This is a genomic window from Dryocola sharpae, from assembly GCF_051307055.1.
GTDB lineage: Bacteria > Pseudomonadota > Gammaproteobacteria > Enterobacterales > Enterobacteriaceae > Dryocola.
The window spans coordinates 3,207,902-3,227,801 of the sequence record NZ_CP149994.1; the positions used below are offsets into that span (position 1 = coordinate 3,207,902).

General features: G+C 54.2%; 24 protein-coding genes. 6 read left to right on the plus strand and 18 right to left on the minus strand.

The genetic code is table 11. The features are described from left to right. Positions 1-2 precede the first annotated feature (2 nt). From WLO31_RS15280 to WLO31_RS15290, 3 genes are all read right to left on the minus strand, one after another. Positions 3-302 (minus strand): hypothetical protein, encoded by a 300-nt coding sequence (locus WLO31_RS15280; RefSeq protein WP_435927466.1) that lies wholly within the window; start codon positions 300-302, stop codon positions 3-5. A gap of 62 nt (positions 303-364) precedes the next feature. After that, positions 365-700, minus strand: coding sequence for an antitermination protein N (locus tag WLO31_RS15285; RefSeq protein ID WP_435927467.1), 336 nt, complete (start codon positions 698-700; stop codon positions 365-367). A gap of 270 nt (positions 701-970) precedes the next feature. Beyond that, the gene (locus WLO31_RS15290; RefSeq protein WP_435927468.1) at positions 971-1,726 is read right to left on the minus strand and encodes a S24 family peptidase; all 756 of its coding nucleotides are present in this window, start codon (positions 1,724-1,726) and stop codon (positions 971-973) included. 258 nt (positions 1,727-1,984) lie between these two features. On the opposite strand from WLO31_RS15290, the gene WLO31_RS15295 reads away from it, so the two are divergent. Beyond that, the gene (locus WLO31_RS15295; protein WP_271122228.1) at positions 1,985-2,245 is read left to right on the plus strand and encodes a YfhL family 4Fe-4S dicluster ferredoxin; all 261 of its coding nucleotides are present in this window, start codon (positions 1,985-1,987) and stop codon (positions 2,243-2,245) included. Here WLO31_RS15295 and acpS read toward each other — a convergent pair. From acpS to rseD, 12 genes are all read right to left on the minus strand, one after another. Continuing rightward, positions 2,242-2,622: a holo-ACP synthase gene (gene acpS, locus WLO31_RS15300; RefSeq protein ID WP_435927469.1), complete on the minus strand. Its 381-nt coding sequence runs from the start codon at positions 2,620-2,622 to the stop codon at positions 2,242-2,244. The genes WLO31_RS15295 and acpS overlap by 4 nt on opposite strands. Then, complete coding sequence (gene pdxJ, locus WLO31_RS15305) at positions 2,622-3,353, minus strand: pyridoxine 5'-phosphate synthase (protein WP_435927471.1); 732 nt, start codon at positions 3,351-3,353, stop codon at positions 2,622-2,624. The genes acpS and pdxJ overlap by 1 nt, the downstream gene beginning before the upstream one ends. Positions 3,354-3,427: 74 nt before the next feature. Beyond that, the gene (recO, locus tag WLO31_RS15310; RefSeq protein ID WP_435927473.1) at positions 3,428-4,165 is read right to left on the minus strand and encodes a DNA repair protein RecO; all 738 of its coding nucleotides are present in this window, start codon (positions 4,163-4,165) and stop codon (positions 3,428-3,430) included. A 3-nt stretch (positions 4,166-4,168) separates the two neighbouring features. Next, a complete protein-coding gene (gene era, locus WLO31_RS15315; protein WP_435927475.1) occupies positions 4,169-5,071 on the minus strand; it encodes a GTPase Era in 903 nt (300 codons plus the stop codon). Beyond that, positions 5,068-5,748 (minus strand): ribonuclease III, encoded by a 681-nt coding sequence (gene rnc, locus WLO31_RS15320; protein WP_435927476.1) that lies wholly within the window; start codon positions 5,746-5,748, stop codon positions 5,068-5,070. The genes era and rnc overlap by 4 nt, the downstream gene beginning before the upstream one ends. 172 nt (positions 5,749-5,920) lie before the next feature. Beyond that, positions 5,921-6,895, minus strand: coding sequence for a signal peptidase I (gene lepB, locus WLO31_RS15325; protein ID WP_435927477.1), 975 nt, complete (start codon positions 6,893-6,895; stop codon positions 5,921-5,923). A 14-nt stretch (positions 6,896-6,909) separates the two neighbouring features. Further along, positions 6,910-8,709, minus strand: coding sequence for a translation elongation factor 4 (lepA, locus tag WLO31_RS15330; RefSeq protein ID WP_435927478.1), 1,800 nt, complete (start codon positions 8,707-8,709; stop codon positions 6,910-6,912). Positions 8,710-8,915: 206 nt separating this feature from the next. Further along, a complete protein-coding gene (rseC, locus tag WLO31_RS15335; protein ID WP_435927479.1) occupies positions 8,916-9,395 on the minus strand; it encodes a SoxR-reducing system protein RseC in 480 nt (159 codons plus the stop codon). After that, positions 9,392-10,348, minus strand: a complete 957-nt coding sequence (rseB, locus tag WLO31_RS15340; RefSeq protein WP_435927480.1) for a sigma-E factor regulatory protein RseB — start codon at positions 10,346-10,348, stop codon at positions 9,392-9,394. Before rseB ends, rseC begins: the two co-directional genes overlap by 4 nt. Continuing rightward, positions 10,348-10,995, minus strand: a complete 648-nt coding sequence (gene rseA / locus WLO31_RS15345; protein ID WP_435927481.1) for an anti-sigma-E factor RseA — start codon at positions 10,993-10,995, stop codon at positions 10,348-10,350. Before rseA ends, rseB begins: the two co-directional genes overlap by 1 nt. A 31-nt stretch (positions 10,996-11,026) precedes the next feature. Then, positions 11,027-11,602: an RNA polymerase sigma factor RpoE gene (gene rpoE, locus WLO31_RS15350; protein WP_435927482.1), complete on the minus strand. Its 576-nt coding sequence runs from the start codon at positions 11,600-11,602 to the stop codon at positions 11,027-11,029. Next, a complete protein-coding gene (rseD, locus tag WLO31_RS15355) occupies positions 11,599-11,667 on the minus strand; it encodes a rpoE leader peptide RseD (protein WP_435930629.1) in 69 nt (22 codons plus the stop codon). The genes rpoE and rseD overlap by 4 nt, the downstream gene beginning before the upstream one ends. 369 nt (positions 11,668-12,036) lie before the next feature. Between rseD and nadB the strand changes: the two genes are divergently transcribed. Further along, positions 12,037-13,653, plus strand: coding sequence for an L-aspartate oxidase (gene nadB, locus WLO31_RS15360; protein WP_435930630.1), 1,617 nt, complete (start codon positions 12,037-12,039; stop codon positions 13,651-13,653). Here nadB and trmN read toward each other — a convergent pair. Beyond that, positions 13,638-14,375 (minus strand): tRNA(1)(Val) (adenine(37)-N(6))-methyltransferase TrmN, encoded by a 738-nt coding sequence (trmN, locus tag WLO31_RS15365; RefSeq protein WP_435927483.1) that lies wholly within the window; start codon positions 14,373-14,375, stop codon positions 13,638-13,640. The genes nadB and trmN overlap by 16 nt on opposite strands. A 133-nt stretch (positions 14,376-14,508) precedes the next feature. Here trmN and srmB point away from each other — a divergent pair, with 133 nt between their 5' ends. Next, positions 14,509-15,831: an ATP-dependent RNA helicase SrmB gene (gene srmB / locus WLO31_RS15370; protein ID WP_435927484.1), complete on the plus strand. Its 1,323-nt coding sequence runs from the start codon at positions 14,509-14,511 to the stop codon at positions 15,829-15,831. 144 nt (positions 15,832-15,975) lie between these two features. Here the strand turns inward: srmB and grcA are convergent, their stop codons facing one another. Then, positions 15,976-16,359 (minus strand): autonomous glycyl radical cofactor GrcA, encoded by a 384-nt coding sequence (gene grcA, locus WLO31_RS15375; protein WP_435927486.1) that lies wholly within the window; start codon positions 16,357-16,359, stop codon positions 15,976-15,978. A gap of 309 nt (positions 16,360-16,668) precedes the next feature. Here grcA and ung point away from each other — a divergent pair, with 309 nt between their 5' ends. Then, positions 16,669-17,352 (plus strand): uracil-DNA glycosylase, encoded by a 684-nt coding sequence (gene ung / locus WLO31_RS15380; protein ID WP_435927488.1) that lies wholly within the window; start codon positions 16,669-16,671, stop codon positions 17,350-17,352. Between the two features lie 56 nt (positions 17,353-17,408). Here the strand turns inward: ung and WLO31_RS15385 are convergent, their stop codons facing one another. Then, positions 17,409-18,470: a tRNA/rRNA methyltransferase gene (locus WLO31_RS15385; RefSeq protein ID WP_435927490.1), complete on the minus strand. Its 1,062-nt coding sequence runs from the start codon at positions 18,468-18,470 to the stop codon at positions 17,409-17,411. Positions 18,471-18,681: 211 nt separating this feature from the next. Here WLO31_RS15385 and trxC point away from each other — a divergent pair, with 211 nt between their 5' ends. Next, a complete protein-coding gene (gene trxC / locus WLO31_RS15390; protein ID WP_435927492.1) occupies positions 18,682-19,101 on the plus strand; it encodes a thioredoxin TrxC in 420 nt (139 codons plus the stop codon). A 76-nt stretch (positions 19,102-19,177) separates the two neighbouring features. Beyond that, the gene (locus WLO31_RS15395) at positions 19,178-19,879 is read left to right on the plus strand and encodes a tRNA-uridine aminocarboxypropyltransferase (RefSeq protein ID WP_435927493.1); all 702 of its coding nucleotides are present in this window, start codon (positions 19,178-19,180) and stop codon (positions 19,877-19,879) included. Positions 19,880-19,900 lie beyond the last annotated feature (21 nt).

Here is a 19,900-nt window from a genome sequence, read left to right on the forward strand (position 1 = left end):
CATTAATCACCTGCCCGTCTTATGGCCTCGCTGACTGCCTGTGCCGTAGTCAGCCGCTCGGTACCGTTTTTGTTTTGCAAAGCCGCCAGGTAGTCCTGCAGCAGTTGCGTTCTTTTTTCGTCCTCCTTTTGTTTGCGGTACGCGTCCAGACGCGCGTTGATATACGACGCGACCGAAATACCGAGGCCTGCCAGGCCGAATATCATGTAGACCATATCCTGTGTCGTGATACCCAAACCGGCAGCCAGAGTCGCAAGCCACGCAAAAGCCTGCGTGACCACATTACCAGGCTGGTCATTCATGGGGGTTATCTCACTGCTGTTTGAATCGAGGTATCAGTAACGAAGGAGGTTTCAGGAAACCGTTAAATCAGGGGGCGAGATTTACCGTGGCGTTTCTCTTTTCCGCTGGCGCCCGCCTCGCCGGATAAAGTTTGCGGCGATGACTGGTAAATTCTGCGGGTGATGCTGTCCTGCTGCCGGCGAATCTTTTGATAACGCTCGGCGTTTTGAATAATTTGCAGGCCGTACTCGTTAATCACTTCCAGCGCTTTTGCTATACGATCTTCTGGCTTGCGGTTTAATACGAGCGGCGGGTGAGTTACTGGTCTGGCGCTAATGCCGACTAAAAGCGGATTAGCTGCTTTCCAGGCCAGCTGCTTCGCCTCGCGGCGTTGACGGCGACGAGCCTGTGCGTCCATACATCCTCCTGTCAATCAACTTTGGCGATATCCTTCAGATATCCCAAAGCTTATTGCTTCGGTGTATTTACCCTTTTTCAGGGTGGGCTGTTAATGAGCGTTCACTTTCCTGTGAGTACCGCGTCCTGCTGATGAACTGATATTGAACCAATAGTACAAAACAGTCAAGAACCAAAAGTACAATTTGTGGGTAAAAAAACGCTTATTTTATTTACTAATTGATTTTGAAGGGAAAATAATTGCGATTACCCCGTTGCCGGGGCAGCCGTCTCAGGCGTGGCGCTTGATCGAATGGCTATACATCACGCGTCCGATGATTTTCAGATGCAGTTCGTTTTCCTCACAGATTTTCCAGTCGGCATATTTAGCGTTATCCGACCGCACCAGCAGGCTGTCGTGGGTCATTTGCAGGCGCTTAACCAGCAGTTGTCCTTTGTAAAGGAACACATAGATACCGTCGCCCTGGAAATAATCTTTAGCGATATCGACAAAGATATAGTCGCCCAGCTCAATGGTGCCGGACATGCTGTCGCCCGTAACGGTTATTACTTTAATGCTGTCCGCAGGACGATGACCAAAAAGCTCCAGCGCTTCCTGACTGTCGTAAACTATATGGTTGATGGTTTCGGTCACTTCGCTGGAAATCAAGCGACCCGGGCCGGCGCTGGCCTCGATATCCAGCACATCGATGCGAAATCCCGGTTCTGGCTGCGGCGTATAAAATGGCGCTCTTGCGCTTTCGTTCAGCGTCGGCGCATGGGCGGAATCGCGGCGCTCATCGGCGAACATGCCTTCGTTGCCATGCTGCAGCCACAGCACGTCCGCGTTCAAAAACGTGGCCAGCTCATACATCTTGTCCTGACGGGGGATCGCCTCGGCGTTAAGCCATTTACTTACGGCTTTTGAAGATACGCCGAGGGCTCTGGCTATCGCCATGCCTCTGCCAAATTCGTCCAGGCTGGCTTCTGTGCAGGCCTGCGCCAGCCTGCGGGAGAATGCTTCGCGCAATTGTTCTCTCTGTACCATAAGTACGATCACAACTCATTTTGTGGAGGGCTGGCGCCATAATAGCACGTACTGAAAGTACACAAAGCAATAAACGCGGTTAAACACACAGCGTTATTGGGGATGCTTTGCTTTTGTGGTACAGTGCGCGCCTGCAAATTTCCGGTGCTTTCACTTCCATTATATACTGTATAAAAACACATACACCAACCGGTATTGCTGATTTTGCTGTACTGGCGGGAAGGCGACTGGCGGGTTGAGACACGGCAAGGTTTTGAAATGGCTTTACTAATTACCAAAAAATGCATCAACTGCGATATGTGCGAGCCGGAGTGCCCGAACCAGGCGATCTCTATGGGCGACAGTATTTACGAGATCGATACCGATCGCTGCACCCAGTGCGTGGGCCATTATGAAACGCCAACCTGCCAGCAGGTCTGCCCGATCGTAAATACTATTATCATCGACCCGGCGCACCAGGAAAGTGAAGAGCAGCTGTGGGACAAATTTGTTCAGCTGCATCACGCCGATAAAATCTAGCTTTCGATAATCACCGTGGCGCAGGCGTAATGGCGTTCGTCTGCCAGAGTCACATGTACCGATTGCACTCCCATTCGCTCGGCAAGTCGTTGTGCCTCATCCCAGAACCGCAGCTGCGGTTTGCCTAAGGCATCGTTAAACACCTCAAACTGGTTAAACGCAAGGCCGTTGCGAATACCCGTGCCAAAGGCTTTGGCTGCCGCCTCTTTAACCGCAAACCGTTTGGCAAGAAAACGCACCGGCTGCTGGTGCGCTTCGTATTGTTTCCATTCGTTGGCGCTCAGCACGCGTTTCGCCAGCCTGTCTCCCGAGCGGGAGATAACGCTTTCAATGCGCGCTATCTCCACGATATCCGTGCCGAGGCCAAGGATCGCCATTAGCGACGCGCTTCCTGCATCAGACGTTTCATTTCTGCTACGGCCTCTTTTAAGCCGCTCATCACCGCACGCCCGATAATAGCGTGACCGATATTCAGTTCGTGCATTTCCGGCAGGCGAGCGATGGCCTGCACGTTATGGTAGGTCAGGCCGTGGCCGGCATTCACCTTCAGGCCTTTGCCTGCGGCATAGGTCGCGGCTTCGGCGATGCGCGCCAGCTCTTTTGCCTGCGTTGCTTCATCCTCAGCATCCGCATAGCAGCCGGTATGAATCTCGATATACGGCGCGCCCACGGCAACGGCTGCATCGATCTGCGCATGGTCGGCGTCAATAAACAAAGAGACCAGAATACCCGCGTCGGCCAGGCGTTTGCAGGCATCGCGCATTTTGTCGAGCTGGCCCGCAACGTCCAGGCCGCCTTCGGTGGTCACTTCCTGACGCTTCTCCGGGACCAGGCAGCAGAAATGAGGTTTCGTTTCACAGGCGATGGCAACCATCTCGTCGGTGACGGCCATTTCGAGGTTCATACGGGTATCAAGGGTCTGGCGTAAAACGCGAACGTCGCGATCGGTGATATGACGACGGTCTTCACGTAAGTGTACGGTAATGCCGTCGGCTCCCGCCTGCTCTGCAATGAAAGCTGCCTGCACCGGATCCGGGTACGCCGTACCGCGTGCGTTGCGCAGGGTCGCGATATGATCGATGTTTACGCCTAACAGTAATTCAGCCATGACTATCCTCGGGGATCGGAATGATATGCTCAGCAGTGTACACCGCTGATGGAAAGCGTGGCTACGATCGGGCGCTATTGCGTGTCAGGAGAAGATTTGAGTGGCGGTTTTTTGGGCACAAACTGACGGAACAGTTCGCGGCTTTTGAGCGGTTTACCGCCGAGATAGGGTTTTAGCGCCATACGGGTGAAGCGTTTAGCCGCGCGTAAAGTCGCCACGTCCGGAAACTCGCGGTTTGCCAGCGCTTTAAGCTCATGGCCTGTAAAGCTGTTGTTATCAACGACCAGGCTTGCGATAAAGCCTTTCTCTTCCCGGTACCGATAGGTCATGTTATCTGCGACCTCTTCCCCGCTGCCTGCGCAATGCAGGAAATCCACGCCATAGCCAAGATGCCCCAGCAGGGCCAGCTCAAAGCGGCGCAGCGCAGGCTCCGGCGTGCCGCTGGTGCCGGCTAAGGCCTGAATGCAGTGCAGGTAATCAAAAAAAAGCTCGGAGAAACGGGTTTCCTGCTCAAGCACGCGGGAGACAAGCTCGTTGACGTAAAGGCCGCTATAAAGCGAGATGCCGCCAAGAGGAAGCGCGAGGGAAACCGCTTCGGCGCTGCGCAGCGTTTTGACTTCGCCGCGTCCGCTCCAGCGTACCAGCAAAGGGGTGAAAGGCTGCAACGCGCCTTTCAGGCTGGAACGGCGAGAACGCGCGCCTTTGGCAATGACGCGCATTCGCCCTGACTCTTCGGAAAACAGGTCGAGAAGAAGGCTGGTTTCACTCCAGGGGCGACTATGCAGGACAAAAGCCCGTTGCCAGCCTTCCATCAATTACTCGTCTGTGTAGCCGAGGCTACGCAGCGCACGCTCGTCGTCTGCCCAGCCGGATTTCACCTTCACCCAAAGCTCCAGGTGGATTTTGGCTTCGAACATCTCTTCCATATCTTTACGCGCTTCAATACCGATGGTTTTGATTTTGGCGCCTTTATTGCCAATCACCATCTTCTTCTGGCCTTCACGCTCTACCAGAATCAGACCGTTGATATCGTAGCCGCCGCGCGCGTTGGTCACGAACTGTTCGATTTCTACCGTGACGGAGTACGGCAGTTCCGCCCCCAGGAAACGCATCAGTTTTTCACGGATGATTTCAGAGGCCATAAAGCGCTGCGAGCGGTCGGTGATGTAATCTTCCGGGAAGTGGTGGATCGCTTCCGGCAGGCGTTTACGCACGATGCTGGCGATAGTGTCCACGTTCATTCCGGTCTCAGCGGAGATCGGCACGATATCGAGGAAGTTCATCTGGCTGCCGAGGAACTGCAGGTGCGGCAGCAGGATGCTTTTATCCTGCACGTTATCAACTTTGTTGACCGCGAGAATAACCGGCGCCTTGCTGTCGCGCAGCTTGTTAAGCACCATTTCGTCGTCGGCTGTCCACTTAGTGCCTTCCACCACAAAGATAACCAGCTCAACGTCGCCAATGGAGCTGCTGGCCGCTTTGTTCATCAGGCGGTTGATGGCGCGCTTTTCTTCCATGTGCAGCCCTGGGGTATCAACATAAATTGCCTGATAAGCCCCTTCGGTATGGATGCCCATGATGCGGTGACGCGTGGTTTGCGCCTTACGCGAGGTAATGGAGATTTTTTGCCCAAGCAACTGGTTTAGCAGCGTGGATTTGCCGACGTTCGGGCGGCCTACGATTGCCACGAACCCGCAAAATGTTTGTTCTTCGCTCATTCCAGCTCCAGCTTTTTAAGCGCCTGTTCAGCCGCAGCCTGTTCCGCCTTACGGCGGCTTGAACCTGTCCCTACGACCGGCTCAGGCAGGCCACTCACCTGACAGTGAATAGTAAATTCCTGATCGTGCGCTTCGCCGCGAACCTGCACCACCAGATAGGATGGCAGCGGTAAGTGGCGACCCTGCAGATACTCCTGCAAACGCGTTTTCGGATCTTTTTGTTTGTCGCCCGGACTGATTTCATCAAGGCGGGTTTGATACCAGGAGAGGATCAAACGCTCAACGTTCTGAATATCGCTGTCGAGAAATACGCCGCCGATTAAGGCTTCAACGGTATCGGCAAGAATAGATTCACGACGGAAACCGCCGCTTTTCAGCTCGCCCGGCCCAAGGCGCAGGCACTCGCCCAGATCAAATTCGCGAGCGATTTCTGCCAGCGTATTGCCGCGAACAAGCGTCGCACGCATGCGGCTCATGTCACCTTCGTCAACGCGAGGGAAACGATGATAAAGCGCGTTGGCGATAACATAGCTCAGAATGGAGTCGCCCAAAAATTCCAGCCGCTCGTTGTGTTTACTGCTGGCGCTGCGATGGGTTAAAGCCTGCTGCAACAGATCCTGATGTACAAAAGTGTAGCCCAGCTTACGCTGCAGCCTTGTGATTACGATGGGGTTCATGCGATACCAATTAATGAATGCGTCAATTATTCAGCACACGGAACAGACCTGAACCAGGGAAGCCAACGCTGTTTCGTGTGCCGTGGCTCCTCAGCGAGGAGCCAGCCTAAATACGGGGGGATATTCTATACACAACGACAGGGGATGTCGTTACCTGAATAGATTTAATTGATCAATGAATTCCGCCAATACGATTTAAGCGAACGCCGGTTGGCCACTGACCTTCCTGCTTCTCAAAGCTCATCCAGATGGCGGTTGCTTTGCCGACCAGATTTTGCTCAGGAACGAAGCCCCAGTAGCGGCTGTCGGCGCTGTTGTCGCGGTTGTCGCCCATCATAAAATAATGGCCCGGCGGCACGATCCACGTTGCCAGCTGCTGGCCCTGCTGCTGGTAGTACATACCCAGCTGATCCTGCGCAATCGGCACGGTCAGAATGCGATGAGTAACCTCGCCCAGCGTCTCTTTACGCTCGCCCAGACGAATACCGCCCTCTTTGGTTTGGTTCTGCGGAACCTGGAAGAAACCGGAGCTTGCTTCGCTGCCGCTGTTACGTGCGAAGGTCTGCACAAAATCGCTCGGCTCAACGTTGCTGTAGGTAATCGGCAGGGCGTTATCACAGGCCTGGCCGGAGCTGCAATTTGGCTGCACGGTCACTTCTTTCGCAACCGGATCGTAGCTTACGCGGTCGCCCGGTAAACCAACTGCGCGCTTAATATAATCAAGACGCGGATCCTGAGGATATTTAAAGACTACAATATCACCGCGTTTTGGATGGCCCGTCTCAATTAACGTTTTCTGGTAAATAGGATCTTTAATACCGTAGGCAAATTTCTCGACCAGAATAAAATCGCCAATCAACAGCGTCGGCATCATCGATCCGGACGGGATCTGGAACGGTTCGTAAATAAACGAACGCACAATCAGCACGATAGCCAGGACCGGGAAGACGGACGCGCCGGTTTCCAGCCAGCCGGGTTTCGGACCAACCTTTTTCAGCGTTTTCGCATCGAGCGTTTCACCAGCGGCAGCTTGCGCCGTCGCCTGTTTTTCACGACGCTTTGGCGCAAAGATAAACTTATCGATACACCATAAAATGCCCGTCACCAGCGTGGCTATCACGAGGATCAAGGCGAACATATTCGCCATGCCAACTCCTTAGTTTATTTGCCGTCTTTACCGACGTGCAGAATGGCGAGGAACGCTTCCTGCGGCAGCTCGACGTTACCGACCTGCTTCATACGTTTCTTACCTTCTTTCTGTTTTTGCAGCAGCTTTTTCTTACGGCTTACGTCGCCGCCGTAACATTTTGCCAGAACGTTTTTACGCAGTTGCTTGACGGTAGAACGCGCGATAATGTGCGCGCCGATTGCCGCCTGAATCGCAATATCAAACTGCTGACGTGGAATCAGCTCCTGCATTTTTTCCACCAGCTGACGGCCACGGAACTGTGAGTTGCCACGGTGGGTGATCAATGCCAGGGCGTCAACGCGCTCGCCGTTAATCAGCACATCTACGCGCACCATGTCTGAGGCCTGGAAGCGTTTGAAGTTGTAGTCCAGTGAAGCATAGCCACGGGAGGTGGACTTCAGGCGGTCGAAGAAGTCGAGTACCACTTCCGCCATTGGAATTTCATAGGTCAGCGCCACCTGGTTGCCATGGTAAACCATGTTGGTCTGCACGCCGCGCTTCTCGATGCACAGGGTGATGACGCTGCCCAGATATTCCTGCGGCATCAGCATATGGCATTCCGCGATCGGCTCACGCAGCTCTGCGATGTTATTCAGCGCTGGCAGCTTGGACGGGCTATCAACGTAAATCGTTTCGCCGCCGGTGGTTTCGACTTCGTAGACTACCGTTGGTGCCGTGGTAATCAGATCGAGATCGTATTCACGCTCCAGGCGTTCCTGAATGATTTCCATGTGCAGCAGACCGAGGAAGCCGCAGCGGAAGCCGAAGCCCAGCGCCGTTGAGCTTTCCGGCTCATAGAACAAGGAGGCGTCGTTCAGGCTCAGTTTACCCAGCGCGTCACGGAAGTTTTCATAATCGTCAGAGCTGACCGGGAAGAGGCCGGCATAAACCTGAGGCTTCACTTTCTTAAAGCCCGGCAGCGCTTTTTCCGCCGGATTGCGGGACAGGGTCAGGGTATCGCCAACCGGCGCGCCCAGAATGTCTTTGATGGCGCAGACCAGCCAGCCTACTTCGCCGCAGCCCAGTACGTCGCGATCGACGCGTTTTGGCGTAAAGATGCCCAGACGGTCGGCGTTATACACCTGGCCGGTGCTCATCACCTTGATTTTATCGCCTTTTCTCATGGTGCCGTTTTTAATACGCACCAGCGAGACAACGCCAAGATAGTTATCGAACCAGGAGTCAATGATCAGCGCCTGCAGCGGCGCTTCCGGATCGCCTTCCGGCGGCGGAATGTCACGAACTAAACGCTCGAGGACTTCCGTCACACCAAGGCCGGTTTTTGCGGAACAGCGCACGGCATCGGTCGCATCTATGCCGACGATATCTTCAATTTCCTGCGCGGCACGGTCGGGATCGGCGGCCGGCAGGTCAATTTTGTTCAGTACCGGCACCACTTCCAGATCCATTTCCATCGCGGTGTAGCAGTTTGCCAGCGTCTGGGCTTCTACGCCCTGCCCGGCATCCACCACCAGCAGCGCGCCTTCGCAGGCGGCTAAAGAACGGGACACTTCGTAAGAGAAGTCGACGTGGCCTGGGGTATCGATGAAATTCAGATGATAAGTTTCGCCGTCGCTTGCTTTGTAATCGAGCGTTACGCTCTGCGCTTTGATGGTAATACCGCGTTCACGTTCCAGCTCCATGGAATCCAGCACCTGGGCTGCCATTTCGCGATCGGAGAGGCCGCCGCAAATCTGGATGATACGGTCAGACAGCGTCGATTTACCGTGGTCGATGTGGGCAATAATAGAAAAGTTACGTATATTCTTCATAGTTAGAGGTTTTTATGCCTTACAAATGCCTGAGAGCTCGGCGCTTCGCGCTGTACGGAGCATGATGTCAATGGCTGTCTTCTGCCTGAAACGCCGCATTCTACACTACAACGAGAAAGCGAGGAAACTGCTCATCCTGCAAGCTTAGCTGAGGGAAGAAAAGAGGCAGGACGGAAGTGAGGCATTGAATAGCGGCCAGCAGAATTTTACCGGCCATCTACGGAGGTGATGGTCTCGACGCGCAGCGCATCCGGAGGCAGCGCAACGCTCAGAATAACGGGCTGCCACTCTGCACGATGGCTCAGCTTTGCCGAGACTCCACGGGCCAGAAGAAAGCCGCCCACGCCGCCCAGCACCGCGCCGCAAAACGCCGCGAGATCGGAGCCGAATAATCCCTGAAATAGCGCCGCTATAGCAAAAAGGCCCGCCAGCGGAGACATATAAACCAGCAGCGCAGAGCCGATCAGGCTGCCTTCGGCAATGCCCAGCTCAACCTTCTGCCCTTCCACCAGCGGCTGTTCGCTTGCAACCGACAGAAGATGATGATTTTGCGGCCCAAGCTTGTTGAGCAACCTGCTGCCGCAGCCCGCGCGCGATGCACAGCTGTTGCAGGATGCTTTCACGTCGCAACGCAGCAGCGCCTCGCCCTTTTCCCAGGAGACAACGGTAGCCCATTCTTTAATCATGGCGCAGTCCTGAATTTGATGCTGTCCGCAATACGTTTAGCCGTTTGCGGCGGCAGCTCACCCACGATGGTAATTTCTGTTTTATCACGCACGACGGAGCTGACGGTGCGACGCCCGGTGCGCAGTAGCTGATCGCCACTGACGTTACCCGCGCGGCTGATGTTTACAGAAAAGCTAAACAGACCGTCTGAATAAAGGCGCGATTCAATGGGGACATCGACGGTGGGTAAAGGCCGGCGGCCGCTGGAAACCTCGCTGAAACCTTGCGGCAGCCAGGTTGGCGCCCAGGCAAAGTTTGGTTTTTCCCCAGCCGGCACGGAGAGTAGCGGCGGCAGGCTCGCTTTGGCCAGATTCTGCATCATTCCGCTAACCTGCTCATTCACCGCAAATGAAATCACGCGGAACTGCTCCAGGGTTTCACCGTCCCTGTCGAGTAAATCGACGCGTAGCGGCAGCTTAGTCTCGGCGTCCATCCAGACGATATAACTGTAGCGCGTGCCGTCACGGGCAACGACGCGGATGACTTCACAAAGCCGGTCGGCAATACGCGTGCGGCCGACGGAGATAAAGTCATAATAGGGCGTCAGACGTTTGAAATCGGTATAGACGATAGACGGCAGGGAATCGACGATATAATCCCCGTTCAGCGTGAACGGTTCCAGCCCAGGCTCGAAGTAGCTGATTTCGCTACCGCGCTGGACAACTTCCCGACGAGGGCCGTCCATTTGAAGTAATTGTGCGAGCGGTCGGTTATCCAGCCGTGCATGACGATAGCGTAAGGACTCTATCCCCTGCTTGTTGATGCTGATAAACGCCAACTCATAATTGAGTGACTGACTCGCCTGGTTCATCTGCTGCAACAGCGCCCCGGACGAAACGGTGTCCGCCGAGGCGCTGGAGGTGAACAACAGGCTGCCTGCCACCAGAGACAGAGCACACCAAAGTTGCTTCATTACTGCGATTGCGTTCCTAAAGTTTGGTTTCCTGGCACTTGCACAGCAGCCTGCTGGGTTTGCGCCTGTTCAAACTGGAGTTGCTCGGCGTGTAAACGACGCTGCAATTCATAATCCTGCAGCATAGCGTTGATACGACGACGCTGTTCCTGTACCTGCTGCTGACCCGTGCTGGCAGTACTGTCAGACGGTACGCCTAAGCTTACCGGGCTGGCTTTGCCCATCATTGGCAGCGTATTAAATACCGGTGTTTCCGGCTGCGCAGGACTATCTGACTGGCCGTTATAGTGCTGTACCCCAACGATAACCGCAAGCGATACGCATGCGGCCACCCCCACCTGGGTAAGCTGGCTGGCCCACGGACGCACCTTCTGCCAGAACGGCATTTTCTGCCACTGCTGCGGCTGAGGCTGTTGTTCCGGTATCAGTGGCGTGACCTGACGCGCCGGTTCATTTTCGATTGCAGCCATAACGTTAGCCGCAATATCGAAATGAAGAATTTCACTGGTATCTCCGCGCATGGTATCGCGGATCAGGTGGTAGCTCTCCCAGCTTTGCTGCAAATTTTTGTCTTTCGACAATCTGTTCAGCAGCTCGCTACCCAGAGTTTCTCCATCCATTAAAGCGGAAAGCTGTTCTTTCTGCATACCTAAATACCCTTCCAGTAACCCGCTATCGTCAACGCCTGATAAGCGGTTGAACTTTATTATCAATAGCTTCCCGCGCGCGGAAAATACGCGATCGCACTGTGCCGACCGGGCAGTCCATGATGACGGCTATTTCTTCATAGCTCAAACCATCCAACTCCCGCAGCGTAATGGCCATGCGTAAATCTTCGGGGAGCGACTCAATAGTACGGAAAACTATTTGTCTCAATTCTTCAGACAACATTAAGTTCTCAGGGTTCGAAATTTCTTTCAGCGCGCTGCCGCTTTCGAAGTTTTCAGCCTCTATTGCATCCACATCGCTGGACGGTGGACGCCTGCCCTGAGCAACCAGATAATTTTTCGCCGTGTTGACCGCAATGCGGTACAACCACGTATAAAACGCGCTATCGCCACGGAAAGAATCCAGCGCGCGATAAGCTTTAATAAATGATTCCTGTACCACATCCGGGACGTCCCCGGACGGGACATAACGGGAAACCAGACTCGCCACCTTATGCTGATAACGAATTACCAGTAGATTGAAGGACTTCTGATCTCCTTTTTGGACCCGTTCGACAAGGACCTGATCCGTTAACTGCTCGCTCATCCGAGGTAATGTCTCCCCAAACCTAATTTCCACGCGTAATCGAAAAACCACCCGAACTCTGTAATATGAGCAAGCTCAGGGTTTGAGTGCCCGAATGGAGCAAAGTTCCGTTACGCCTTTGTTTTTCTGTTCTGTTTCGCGAATTATCTTTTGTTGATTATAAGTTCGGCTACGCAAAACGGTTACGCCCTGTTTTTATGAAAAACCACCCACAGAGCACTACGCAGAGTATCGCACGAAAGGCGATTTTTCATCAGTAAATCTGTAACTAACGCTCGCTTTCGCACAAATTTTACATTATCTGACGCCTTGCGCTTAACGACATCTAAAAAGCCTCCGATGTTTAGTTCATACAACACGCCTGGAAAAAAAGCGTGTTGCAGTCCACATCGGATGCTATGCTGGCGCAACCCTTGTTTAGTAAATTAAACATCATGAACACTGATTCCGAACTTGCCTGTGATGTACTGATCGTCGGCAGCGGCGCTGCCGGTCTCTCCCTTGCTTTGCGACTCGCCCAAAGCTGCAAAGTGATTGTTCTGAGTAAGGGCCCGGTTAACGAAGGCTCAACCTTTTATGCTCAGGGCGGTATCGCAGCGGTGTTCGATGAAACCGACAGCATCGACTCGCATGTGGAAGATACGCTTATTGCAGGCGCAGGAATTTGTGAGCGCGATGCGGTGGAATTCGTCGCAAGCAACGCGCGCCACTGCGTGCAGTGGCTTATCGATCAGGGCGTGCTGTTCGATACAGAGATTCAGGCGAATGGATCGGAAAGCTATCATCTGACCCGGGAAGGCGGCCACAGCCACCGTCGCATCCTGCATGCGGCAGATGCAACCGGTAAAGAAGTGGAAACCACGCTGGTCGGTAAGGCGCTGAACCATCCGAACATCCGCATCATTGAGCGCAGCAACGCGGTCGACCTGATTGTTTCTGACAAGATTGGCCTGCCGGGAACCCGCCGCGTTGTGGGCGCATGGGTCTGGAATCGCAATCGCGAGAAGGTGGAAACCTGCCGCGCGAAGGCCGTTGTGTTGGCCACCGGCGGCGCTTCAAAAGTTTATCAATATACCACTAACCCGGATATTTCCTCCGGCGACGGTATCGCTATGGCCTGGCGCGCGGGCTGCCGCGTGGCGAATCTGGAGTTTAACCAGTTCCACCCGACCGCCCTTTTCCATCCGCAGGCGCGTAATTTCTTACTGACGGAAGCGCTGCGCGGCGAAGGCGCTTATCTTAAGCGTCCTGACGGCACGCGTTTTATGCCCGATTTTGACGAGCGCGGCGAACTCGCCCCACGCGATATCGTCGCCCGCGCTATCGACCACGAGATGAAACGCCTCGGTGCGGATTGCATGTACCTTGATATCAGCCACAAGCCGGAAGCGTTCGTCCGCCACCACTTCCCGACCATCCATGAAAAGCTGCTGGGGCTGGGCATTGATTTGACCAAAGAACCTGTGCCCGTTGTCCCAGCTGCGCATTATACCTGCGGCGGCGTGATGATTGACGAGCATGGCCGCACGGACGTTGACGGTCTTTATGCCATCGGCGAAGTAACCTACACCGGCCTGCATGGCGCCAACCGCATGGCTTCGAACTCGCTGCTGGAATGCCTGGTTTACGGCTGGTCTGCTGCGGAAGATATTATCAAGCGCATACCGTTCGCCCGCGAAACGAAATCCCTGCCGGACTGGGATGACAGCCGGGTAGACAACCCGGACGAGCAGGTTGTTATTCAACATAACTGGCACGAGCTGCGGTTATTTATGTGGGATTACGTGGGAATTGTGCGTACCACGCGCCGCCTGGAGCGCGCTTTACGCCGCATCACCATGCTGCAACAGGAAATCGATGAGTATTACGCGCACTTCCGCGTTTCCAACAACCTGCTGGAACTGCGAAATCTTGTGCAGGTGGCGGAACTGATTGTGCGCTGCGCCATGATGCGTAAGGAAAGCCGCGGATTGCACTACACGCTCGACTACCCGGATCTTGCAGAGCCATCTGGGCCGAGCATCCTTTCCCCGCTTTACATAAACAAATAGAAATCCTGGGTCAGACCGCAGTAGCCTTCAGACCAGGTCTGGTCTGGCCCACGAATGACCAGGCGCTCGGTAAAATACTCACCGTCAGTTGGCGAGAGCGCGAGCATCACGCGGTGAGGTAAACGGGTTTCATTATCTGCAACGTCCGTGCGATAACGCACAAACCATCCCTGCTTTTTAGCCTGCTCCGTAAAGGCCGTACCCGCCGTTTCAGGCATGATCACACAGAAAAAACCGTCTTCGGTAATGAGCTGCGCCGCACTGCTCAGCAACGCGCTATGATCAAGCGTCGTGGTGTAGCGAGCCTGTGCGCGTTCAGGAGAAGCACAGGCGCTTCCCTGCTCGAAGAAAGGGGGATTGCTGACGATAAGGGAATAGCGCTGTGTCGCCTGCTGAGCCCATTCGCGAATATCCGCGCAATGTACGTTTATACGGGACGCCCAACGGCAGCCGCTGGCGTTTTCTGCCGCCTGTTCAGCCGCGATGGGATCGAGTTCCACGGCATCGATGGTGACATCATCAGGCGTGCGTTGTGCAAGCATCAGCGCCAGCAAACCGCTGCCAGTACCGATGTCCAGCACGCTTTTGACACTGCCGACCGGGGCCCAGGCGCCGAGTAAAGTCCCATCAGTACCGACTTTCATTGCACAGCGATCGTGTGCGATAAAAAACTGCTTAAACGTGAAACCGTCACGACGCAAATGCGCTTTCTGCCTGGACATCTTATTAACCCTGTAAAGAAACCGCAGTAGCATAAGTGAAACTCGGTGCCAGGAAAAGCATCACTTAGATACACTAACAGATGAAGATCGCAGCCATAACGTCTATAATCGGCGCCCCACATAGAGGTAGACCATGACTGTAAGCACTTTTTCCGAACTCGAACTAGACGAAAGCCTTTTGGACGCGCTCCAGGACAAGGGCTTTACCCGCCCGACAGCCATTCAGGCTGCCGCCATTCCTCCTGCGCTTGAGGGGCGTGATGTTCTTGGCTCTGCGCCAACGGGTACCGGTAAAACCGCAGCCTACTTGCTGCCAGTGCTACAGCATCTGATCGACTTCCCACGTAAGAAATCTGGACCGCCGCGTATTTTGATCGTTACGCCAACGCGCGAGCTGGCGATGCAGGTGGCGGATCACGCCCGTGAACTGGCGAAACATACGCATCTGGATATCGCCACTATCACCGGCGGCGTCGCCTATATGAACCACGCTGAAGTCTTCAGCGAGAATCAGGATATCGTGGTTGCCACTACCGGCCGCCTGCTGCAGTACATCAAAGAAGAAAACTTTGACTGCCGCGCGGTCGAGACGCTGATCCTCGATGAGGCCGATCGCATGCTGGATCTGGGTTTTGCCCAGGATATTGAAACTATCGCCGCCGAAACTCGCTGGCGTAAACAGACCATGCTTTTCTCCGCCACGCTTGAAGGCGATGCGATTAAGAATTTTGCGGAGCGTCTGCTGGAAGATCCTGTTGAGGTTTCGGCGACGTCATCCACGCGTGAGCGCAAGAAAATCCACCAGTGGTATTACCGTGCCGATGACGTGGTGCATAAAACCGCGCTGCTGGTGAACCTGCTTCAACAGCCGGACACGACGCGCTCCATCGTATTTGTCCGTAAGCGCGAGCGTGTGCATGAGCTGGTCGCCTGGCTGCGCGAAGCTGGAATTAATACCTGCTATCTCGAAGGCGAGATGGTACAGATGAAGCGCACCGAAGCGATTAAACGTTTGACGGACGGGCGCGTTAACGTGCTGGTTGCCACTGACGTTGCCGCGCGCGGAATCGATATCCCGGAAGTCAGCCACGTGTTCAACTTTGATATGCCGCGCACAGCCGATACTTACTTACACCGTATCGGTCGTACCGGGCGTGCAGGCCTTAAGGGCACGGCAATTTCTCTGGTTGAAGCTCACGATCATCTGCTGTTGGGGAAAATTACCCGCTACATGAATGAGCCGCTAAAATTGCGAGTGATTGATGAGCTGCGCCCAACGACCCGCGCGCCAGGTGAAAAAATCACCGGCAAACCGTCGAAGAAGGTGCTTGCGAAGCGCGAAGAGAAAAAGAAAGACGAGAAAGAAAAGCCGCGTGTAAAAGTTCGTCACCGCGATAAGAAAAACGTCGGTAAGCGCCGTAAGCCGAGCGCAGCAAAATCTGATTCTGCGGAATAATTCAGCAGCCAAACAAAAAACCGCCTCCCGAGAGGCGGTTTTTTTATAAGTTAAATATGGGATTTAACCGTTTTAGCCTGAAACTTTATCGAACCGTTAAAAAAGCCGACTTATTGCTGAGCCGGCTTTTGCATTCTTTAGCGATTACAGACTTTCAGTGAAGGTGCGGGCGATTACGTCGCGCTGCTGTTCTGGCGTCAGAGAGTTAAAACGCACGGCATAACCAGAAACACGGATAGTCAGCTGCGGATATTTTTCTGGATGCTCAACCGCGTCCTGCAGCGTTTCACGACGCAGCACGTTCACGTTCAGATGCTGGCCGCCTTCCACACGAACCTCAGGTTTCACTTCCATTGGAATTTCGCGGTATTCAAACTGACCGAGTTTACTTACGGCAACCACTTCATCTTCTGAAAAGCCTGCTTTCGCACATACGCAGCGCGCTTCGCCTTTTTCGCTGTCGAGCAGCCAGAAAGAGTTCAGAAGTTCGTCGTTTGCGGCTTTTGTAATCTGGATACCAGTAATCATATTATGTCTCCCTTTGGGCTAATTTTTGCTGATTCTGTTGGGCCACATTCTGGCTCATTGGTAAAACCTTTGTTGCGCTGATGATCTATATACCAGCCCCATCGCCGGCAAACTTTGATTTAAATCAAAATAATCCCTATGCTAACTGTGGTTACTTCATCATTTATTTGTTTTACATCAACTTAGCCACTGCACGTGCAATTAAAAAATTTGTAAATATTCAAATTTTTTTGTGCCGGGGCGCCGTGAATTTTGCTTAGCGGAAAGAAGCAGTTAAGCTGTCAGTATAACGATTCGCAGGAGAGCGACATGACCACCTCACTCACATGGCACGACGTGCTGGCCGAAGAAAAGCAGCAACCTTATTTCGTTAATACCCTTAATACCGTAGCCGATGAGCGTGCGGCAGGCGTTACCGTCTATCCGCCGCAAAAAGATGTATTCAATGCCTTTCGCTTTACGGAGCTTGGCGATGTGAAAGTGGTGATCCTTGGACAAGACCCTTACCACGGTCCGGGCCAGGCGCACGGTCTGGCTTTCTCTGTGCTTCCCGGCGTTGCTGTTCCTCCGTCGCTCGGCAATATATACAAAGAGCTGCAAAATAATTTCCCGGATTTTGTGCGGCCTGACCATGGGTATCTGGAAAGCTGGGCACGTCAGGGCGTGATGCTGCTTAATACGGTGTTAACCGTTGAAGCCGGCAAGGCGCATTCACACGCACGCCTGGGCTGGGAAACTTTCACTGATAAAGTCATTGCGCTGATTAACCAGCATTGTGAAGGCGTGGTGTTTCTCCTGTGGGGATCGCACGCGCAGAAAAAAGGCAGCATTATCGATCGTAAACGCCATTATGTTTTGCAGGCGCCGCATCCTTCGCCGCTTTCCGCACACCGCGGCTTCCTCGGCTGCGGGCATTTTGCTAAAACCAATGAATATCTCATAGAGCGCGGTGCTGCGCCGATCGACTGGTCGCCGAAGCTTCCGGATCGGTAAGCATAAAAAAGCCAGCTTTATTGAGCTGGCTTTTTATTACGAACCGCTAAGGCCGATTACGCTTTATTCTGACGCCACCACTCGGCGAGCAGCACGCCGGTTGCCACAGAAACGTTCAGGCTTTCAACGTTGCCGGTACCGTCAATGGCAATGCTCATATCGGCGTTTTCAAAAGTGGCTTCCGTTACGCCTTCGCGTTCCTGCCCCAGCACCAGCACCATTTTCTTCGGTAGCTCAGCTTTAAACAGCGGCGTTCCTTTATGGCTGGAAGTGGTGACAACGGCATAACCCGCTTTACGGAATTGCTCAAGGCCATCGGTAAAGGTCTTACCGCTGATAGCCTGAACGTGCTCGGCGCCGCCTTCTGCAGTACGCACCGCAGCACCGGATTCCAGCAGCGAAGCATCCTGCACCAGCAGGCCTTTCACGCCGAAATGCGCGCAGCTACGCATAATACCGCCGAGGTTATGCGGGTTGCCGATATCTTCCAGCGCCAGAACGCAATCATCCTCGCCTGCCTGAGACAGCCAGCTCTGCACGTCGATCCCGCTGCGTTTTTTGATCAGGAAGCAAACGCCGCCGTGGTGCTCAGTACCGGATGCTTTAACCAGCTCCGCATCGTCTACCACATGGTAGGCTTTACGGTTAGCGGCCATCCAGCGCAGCGCCTCTTTGAAACGCGGCGTGACGCTCTGGATAAACCAGGCGCGTACGATACAGTCCGGACGGCTCTGGAACAGCGCCTGGCAGGCGTTCTCACCGTAAACCCGGGTCTCTTCTGCACGCTGACGGCGGATCACTTCCGGGTCTACAAAGCTCTTAGTGCCGCTACCATCCTGATCCGGCGTTGTTGACTCTTCCGCACGTGGGGGACGGGAAACCGTACGCCATGGTGAACCACCGCGGTCTTCACGATCGTCACTACGACCCCACTCGCGCCCGGCGCCAGGCTTATCATCGCGACGTGGGCGATGTCCGCCCTCACCACGTGACGGAGCTGACGCACGCCCACCACCTTTACCAGTACGCGGGTTTTGGCTGCGCTTTTCGCTGTCATCGTCACTGCGGACATACATCACTTTGACCTTGCCGCTCTTACTTTTAAATTCGTCGTTCATTCTTCTCTCCACCTGGCTGAGCGCGTGGCGCGCAGATTACCCGATGTGACACCGCTTAGCCATTAACTTTGGTCAAAAGCTAATAACTATTGTAACCATCGAATAAATCGCTTTGTTGACACCGGATTAATCGCCGATACTCTTTAACATATTAGAAACATTATCGGTTATTCACGCCGATCTCCTGACAACACACCTTTAGAGGTTAGTTATGAATACCGTTTGTGCCGCCTGCCAGGCTATTAATCGCATTCCTGACGACCGTATTGACGACGTTGCAAAATGTGGGCGCTGCGGCCACGAACTCTTTGATGGCGAAGTCATTAACGCCACCGGCGATACGCTGGATCGGCTGCTGAAAGACGATCTGCCGGTCGTCGTTGACTTCTGGGCGCCCTGGTGCGGCCCGTGCGTTAACTTCGCCCCTATTTTTGAGGACGTAGCCGAAGAACGTAGCGGCAAGGTTCGCTTTGTTAAGGTCAATACCGAAGCAGAACCGGCCCTGAGCGCTCGCTTCCGTATTCGCAGCATTCCGACCATCATGATCTTTAAGCAAGGCGAGATGGTGGATATGTTAAACGGGGCGATGCCGAAAGCGCCTTTTGACGGCTGGCTGAACGAAAACCTCTGATCGTTCAAGGGGAGCACGATTCCTGTGCTCCCCTTGGTTATCTACGTTAGAATGGCGTTTTTACTTACGTATCCTGATGACTGAAAACGCTGTTCTTCTTCTTCGCGCTGAACGTCTGGCGCGCGCTACCCGCCCGTTTCTTGCCCGTGGTAACCGTATACGCCGTTGCCAGCGTTGCCTTTTGCCGCTGAAACTTTGCCTGTGCGATTCGCTGCAGCCGCAGCCCGCGCGTAGCCGGTTTTGCCTGGTAATGTTCGATACGGAGCCAATGAAGCCAAGCAATACCGGCCGTCTGATCGCCGATATTCTTCCGGATACGGCGGCGTTCCAGTGGTCGCGCACCGAACCGCCCCAGGCGCTGCTCGATTTAGTAGCCGATCCCGACTACCAGCCGATGGTCGTTTTTCCTGCTTCCTATGCCGATGAAGGTAGAGCGGTGCTAACCGAGCCACCTCTTACCGGCAAACCACCGCTGTTTATCATGCTCGACGGAACCTGGACCGAAGCGCGTAAAATGTTTCGCAAAAGTCCGTGGCTGGATGCGCTGCCCGTCATCTCCGTAGATTTAAGCATCTCATCGGCCTACCGCCTGCGGATCGCAAGCGTTGACGGACAATACTGTACCGCCGAAGTCGCAGCGGCGCTGCTGGAACAGGCGGGCGATAAGCAAGCTTCTGTTGGCTTAACGGAACACTTCACCCTTTTCCGCGAACGCTATCTGGCAGGTAAACCCCATCATCAGGGCAGCGTCACAGCAGCGGAGCCAGAAAGCGTTTAAACTCACGTAGATATATCTCAG

Excerpts from the sequence above, each read along its gene's own strand:
- trxC (WP_435927492.1), top strand. The coding sequence starts at position 18,682 with ATGAATACCGTTTGTGCCGCCTGCCAGGCTATTAATCGCATTCCTGAC.
- rseB (WP_435927480.1), bottom strand. The coding sequence starts at position 10,348 with ATGAAGCAACTTTGGTGTGCTCTGTCTCTGGTGGCAGGCAGCCTGTTG.
- acpS (WP_435927469.1), bottom strand. The coding sequence starts at position 2,622 with ATGGCGATCCTTGGCCTCGGCACGGATATCGTGGAGATAGCGCGCATT.
- trmN (WP_435927483.1), bottom strand. The coding sequence starts at position 14,375 with ATGTCCAGGCAGAAAGCGCATTTGCGTCGTGACGGTTTCACGTTTAAG.
- lepB (WP_435927477.1), bottom strand. The coding sequence starts at position 6,895 with ATGGCGAATATGTTCGCCTTGATCCTCGTGATAGCCACGCTGGTGACG.
- lepA (WP_435927478.1), bottom strand. The coding sequence starts at position 8,709 with ATGAAGAATATACGTAACTTTTCTATTATTGCCCACATCGACCACGGT.
- era (WP_435927475.1), bottom strand. The coding sequence starts at position 5,071 with ATGAGCGAAGAACAAACATTTTGCGGGTTCGTGGCAATCGTAGGCCGC.
- nadB (WP_435930630.1), top strand. The coding sequence starts at position 12,037 with ATGAACACTGATTCCGAACTTGCCTGTGATGTACTGATCGTCGGCAGC.
- rseA (WP_435927481.1), bottom strand. The coding sequence starts at position 10,995 with ATGCAGAAAGAACAGCTTTCCGCTTTAATGGATGGAGAAACTCTGGGT.
- ung (WP_435927488.1), top strand. The coding sequence starts at position 16,669 with ATGACCACCTCACTCACATGGCACGACGTGCTGGCCGAAGAAAAGCAG.
- WLO31_RS15290 (WP_435927468.1), bottom strand. The coding sequence starts at position 1,726 with ATGGTACAGAGAGAACAATTGCGCGAAGCATTCTCCCGCAGGCTGGCG.
- recO (WP_435927473.1), bottom strand. The coding sequence starts at position 4,165 with ATGGAAGGCTGGCAACGGGCTTTTGTCCTGCATAGTCGCCCCTGGAGT.
- pdxJ (WP_435927471.1), bottom strand. The coding sequence starts at position 3,353 with ATGGCTGAATTACTGTTAGGCGTAAACATCGATCATATCGCGACCCTG.
- WLO31_RS15385 (WP_435927490.1), bottom strand. The coding sequence starts at position 18,470 with ATGAACGACGAATTTAAAAGTAAGAGCGGCAAGGTCAAAGTGATGTAT.
- rseC (WP_435927479.1), bottom strand. The coding sequence starts at position 9,395 with ATGATTAAAGAATGGGCTACCGTTGTCTCCTGGGAAAAGGGCGAGGCG.
- WLO31_RS15280 (WP_435927466.1), bottom strand. The coding sequence starts at position 302 with ATGAATGACCAGCCTGGTAATGTGGTCACGCAGGCTTTTGCGTGGCTT.
- grcA (WP_435927486.1), bottom strand. The coding sequence starts at position 16,359 with ATGATTACTGGTATCCAGATTACAAAAGCCGCAAACGACGAACTTCTG.
- rnc (WP_435927476.1), bottom strand. The coding sequence starts at position 5,748 with ATGAACCCCATCGTAATCACAAGGCTGCAGCGTAAGCTGGGCTACACT.
- WLO31_RS15395 (WP_435927493.1), top strand. The coding sequence starts at position 19,178 with ATGACTGAAAACGCTGTTCTTCTTCTTCGCGCTGAACGTCTGGCGCGC.
- WLO31_RS15295 (WP_271122228.1), top strand. The coding sequence starts at position 1,985 with ATGGCTTTACTAATTACCAAAAAATGCATCAACTGCGATATGTGCGAG.
- srmB (WP_435927484.1), top strand. The coding sequence starts at position 14,509 with ATGACTGTAAGCACTTTTTCCGAACTCGAACTAGACGAAAGCCTTTTG.
- rpoE (WP_435927482.1), bottom strand. The coding sequence starts at position 11,602 with ATGAGCGAGCAGTTAACGGATCAGGTCCTTGTCGAACGGGTCCAAAAA.
- WLO31_RS15285 (WP_435927467.1), bottom strand. The coding sequence starts at position 700 with ATGGACGCACAGGCTCGTCGCCGTCAACGCCGCGAGGCGAAGCAGCTG.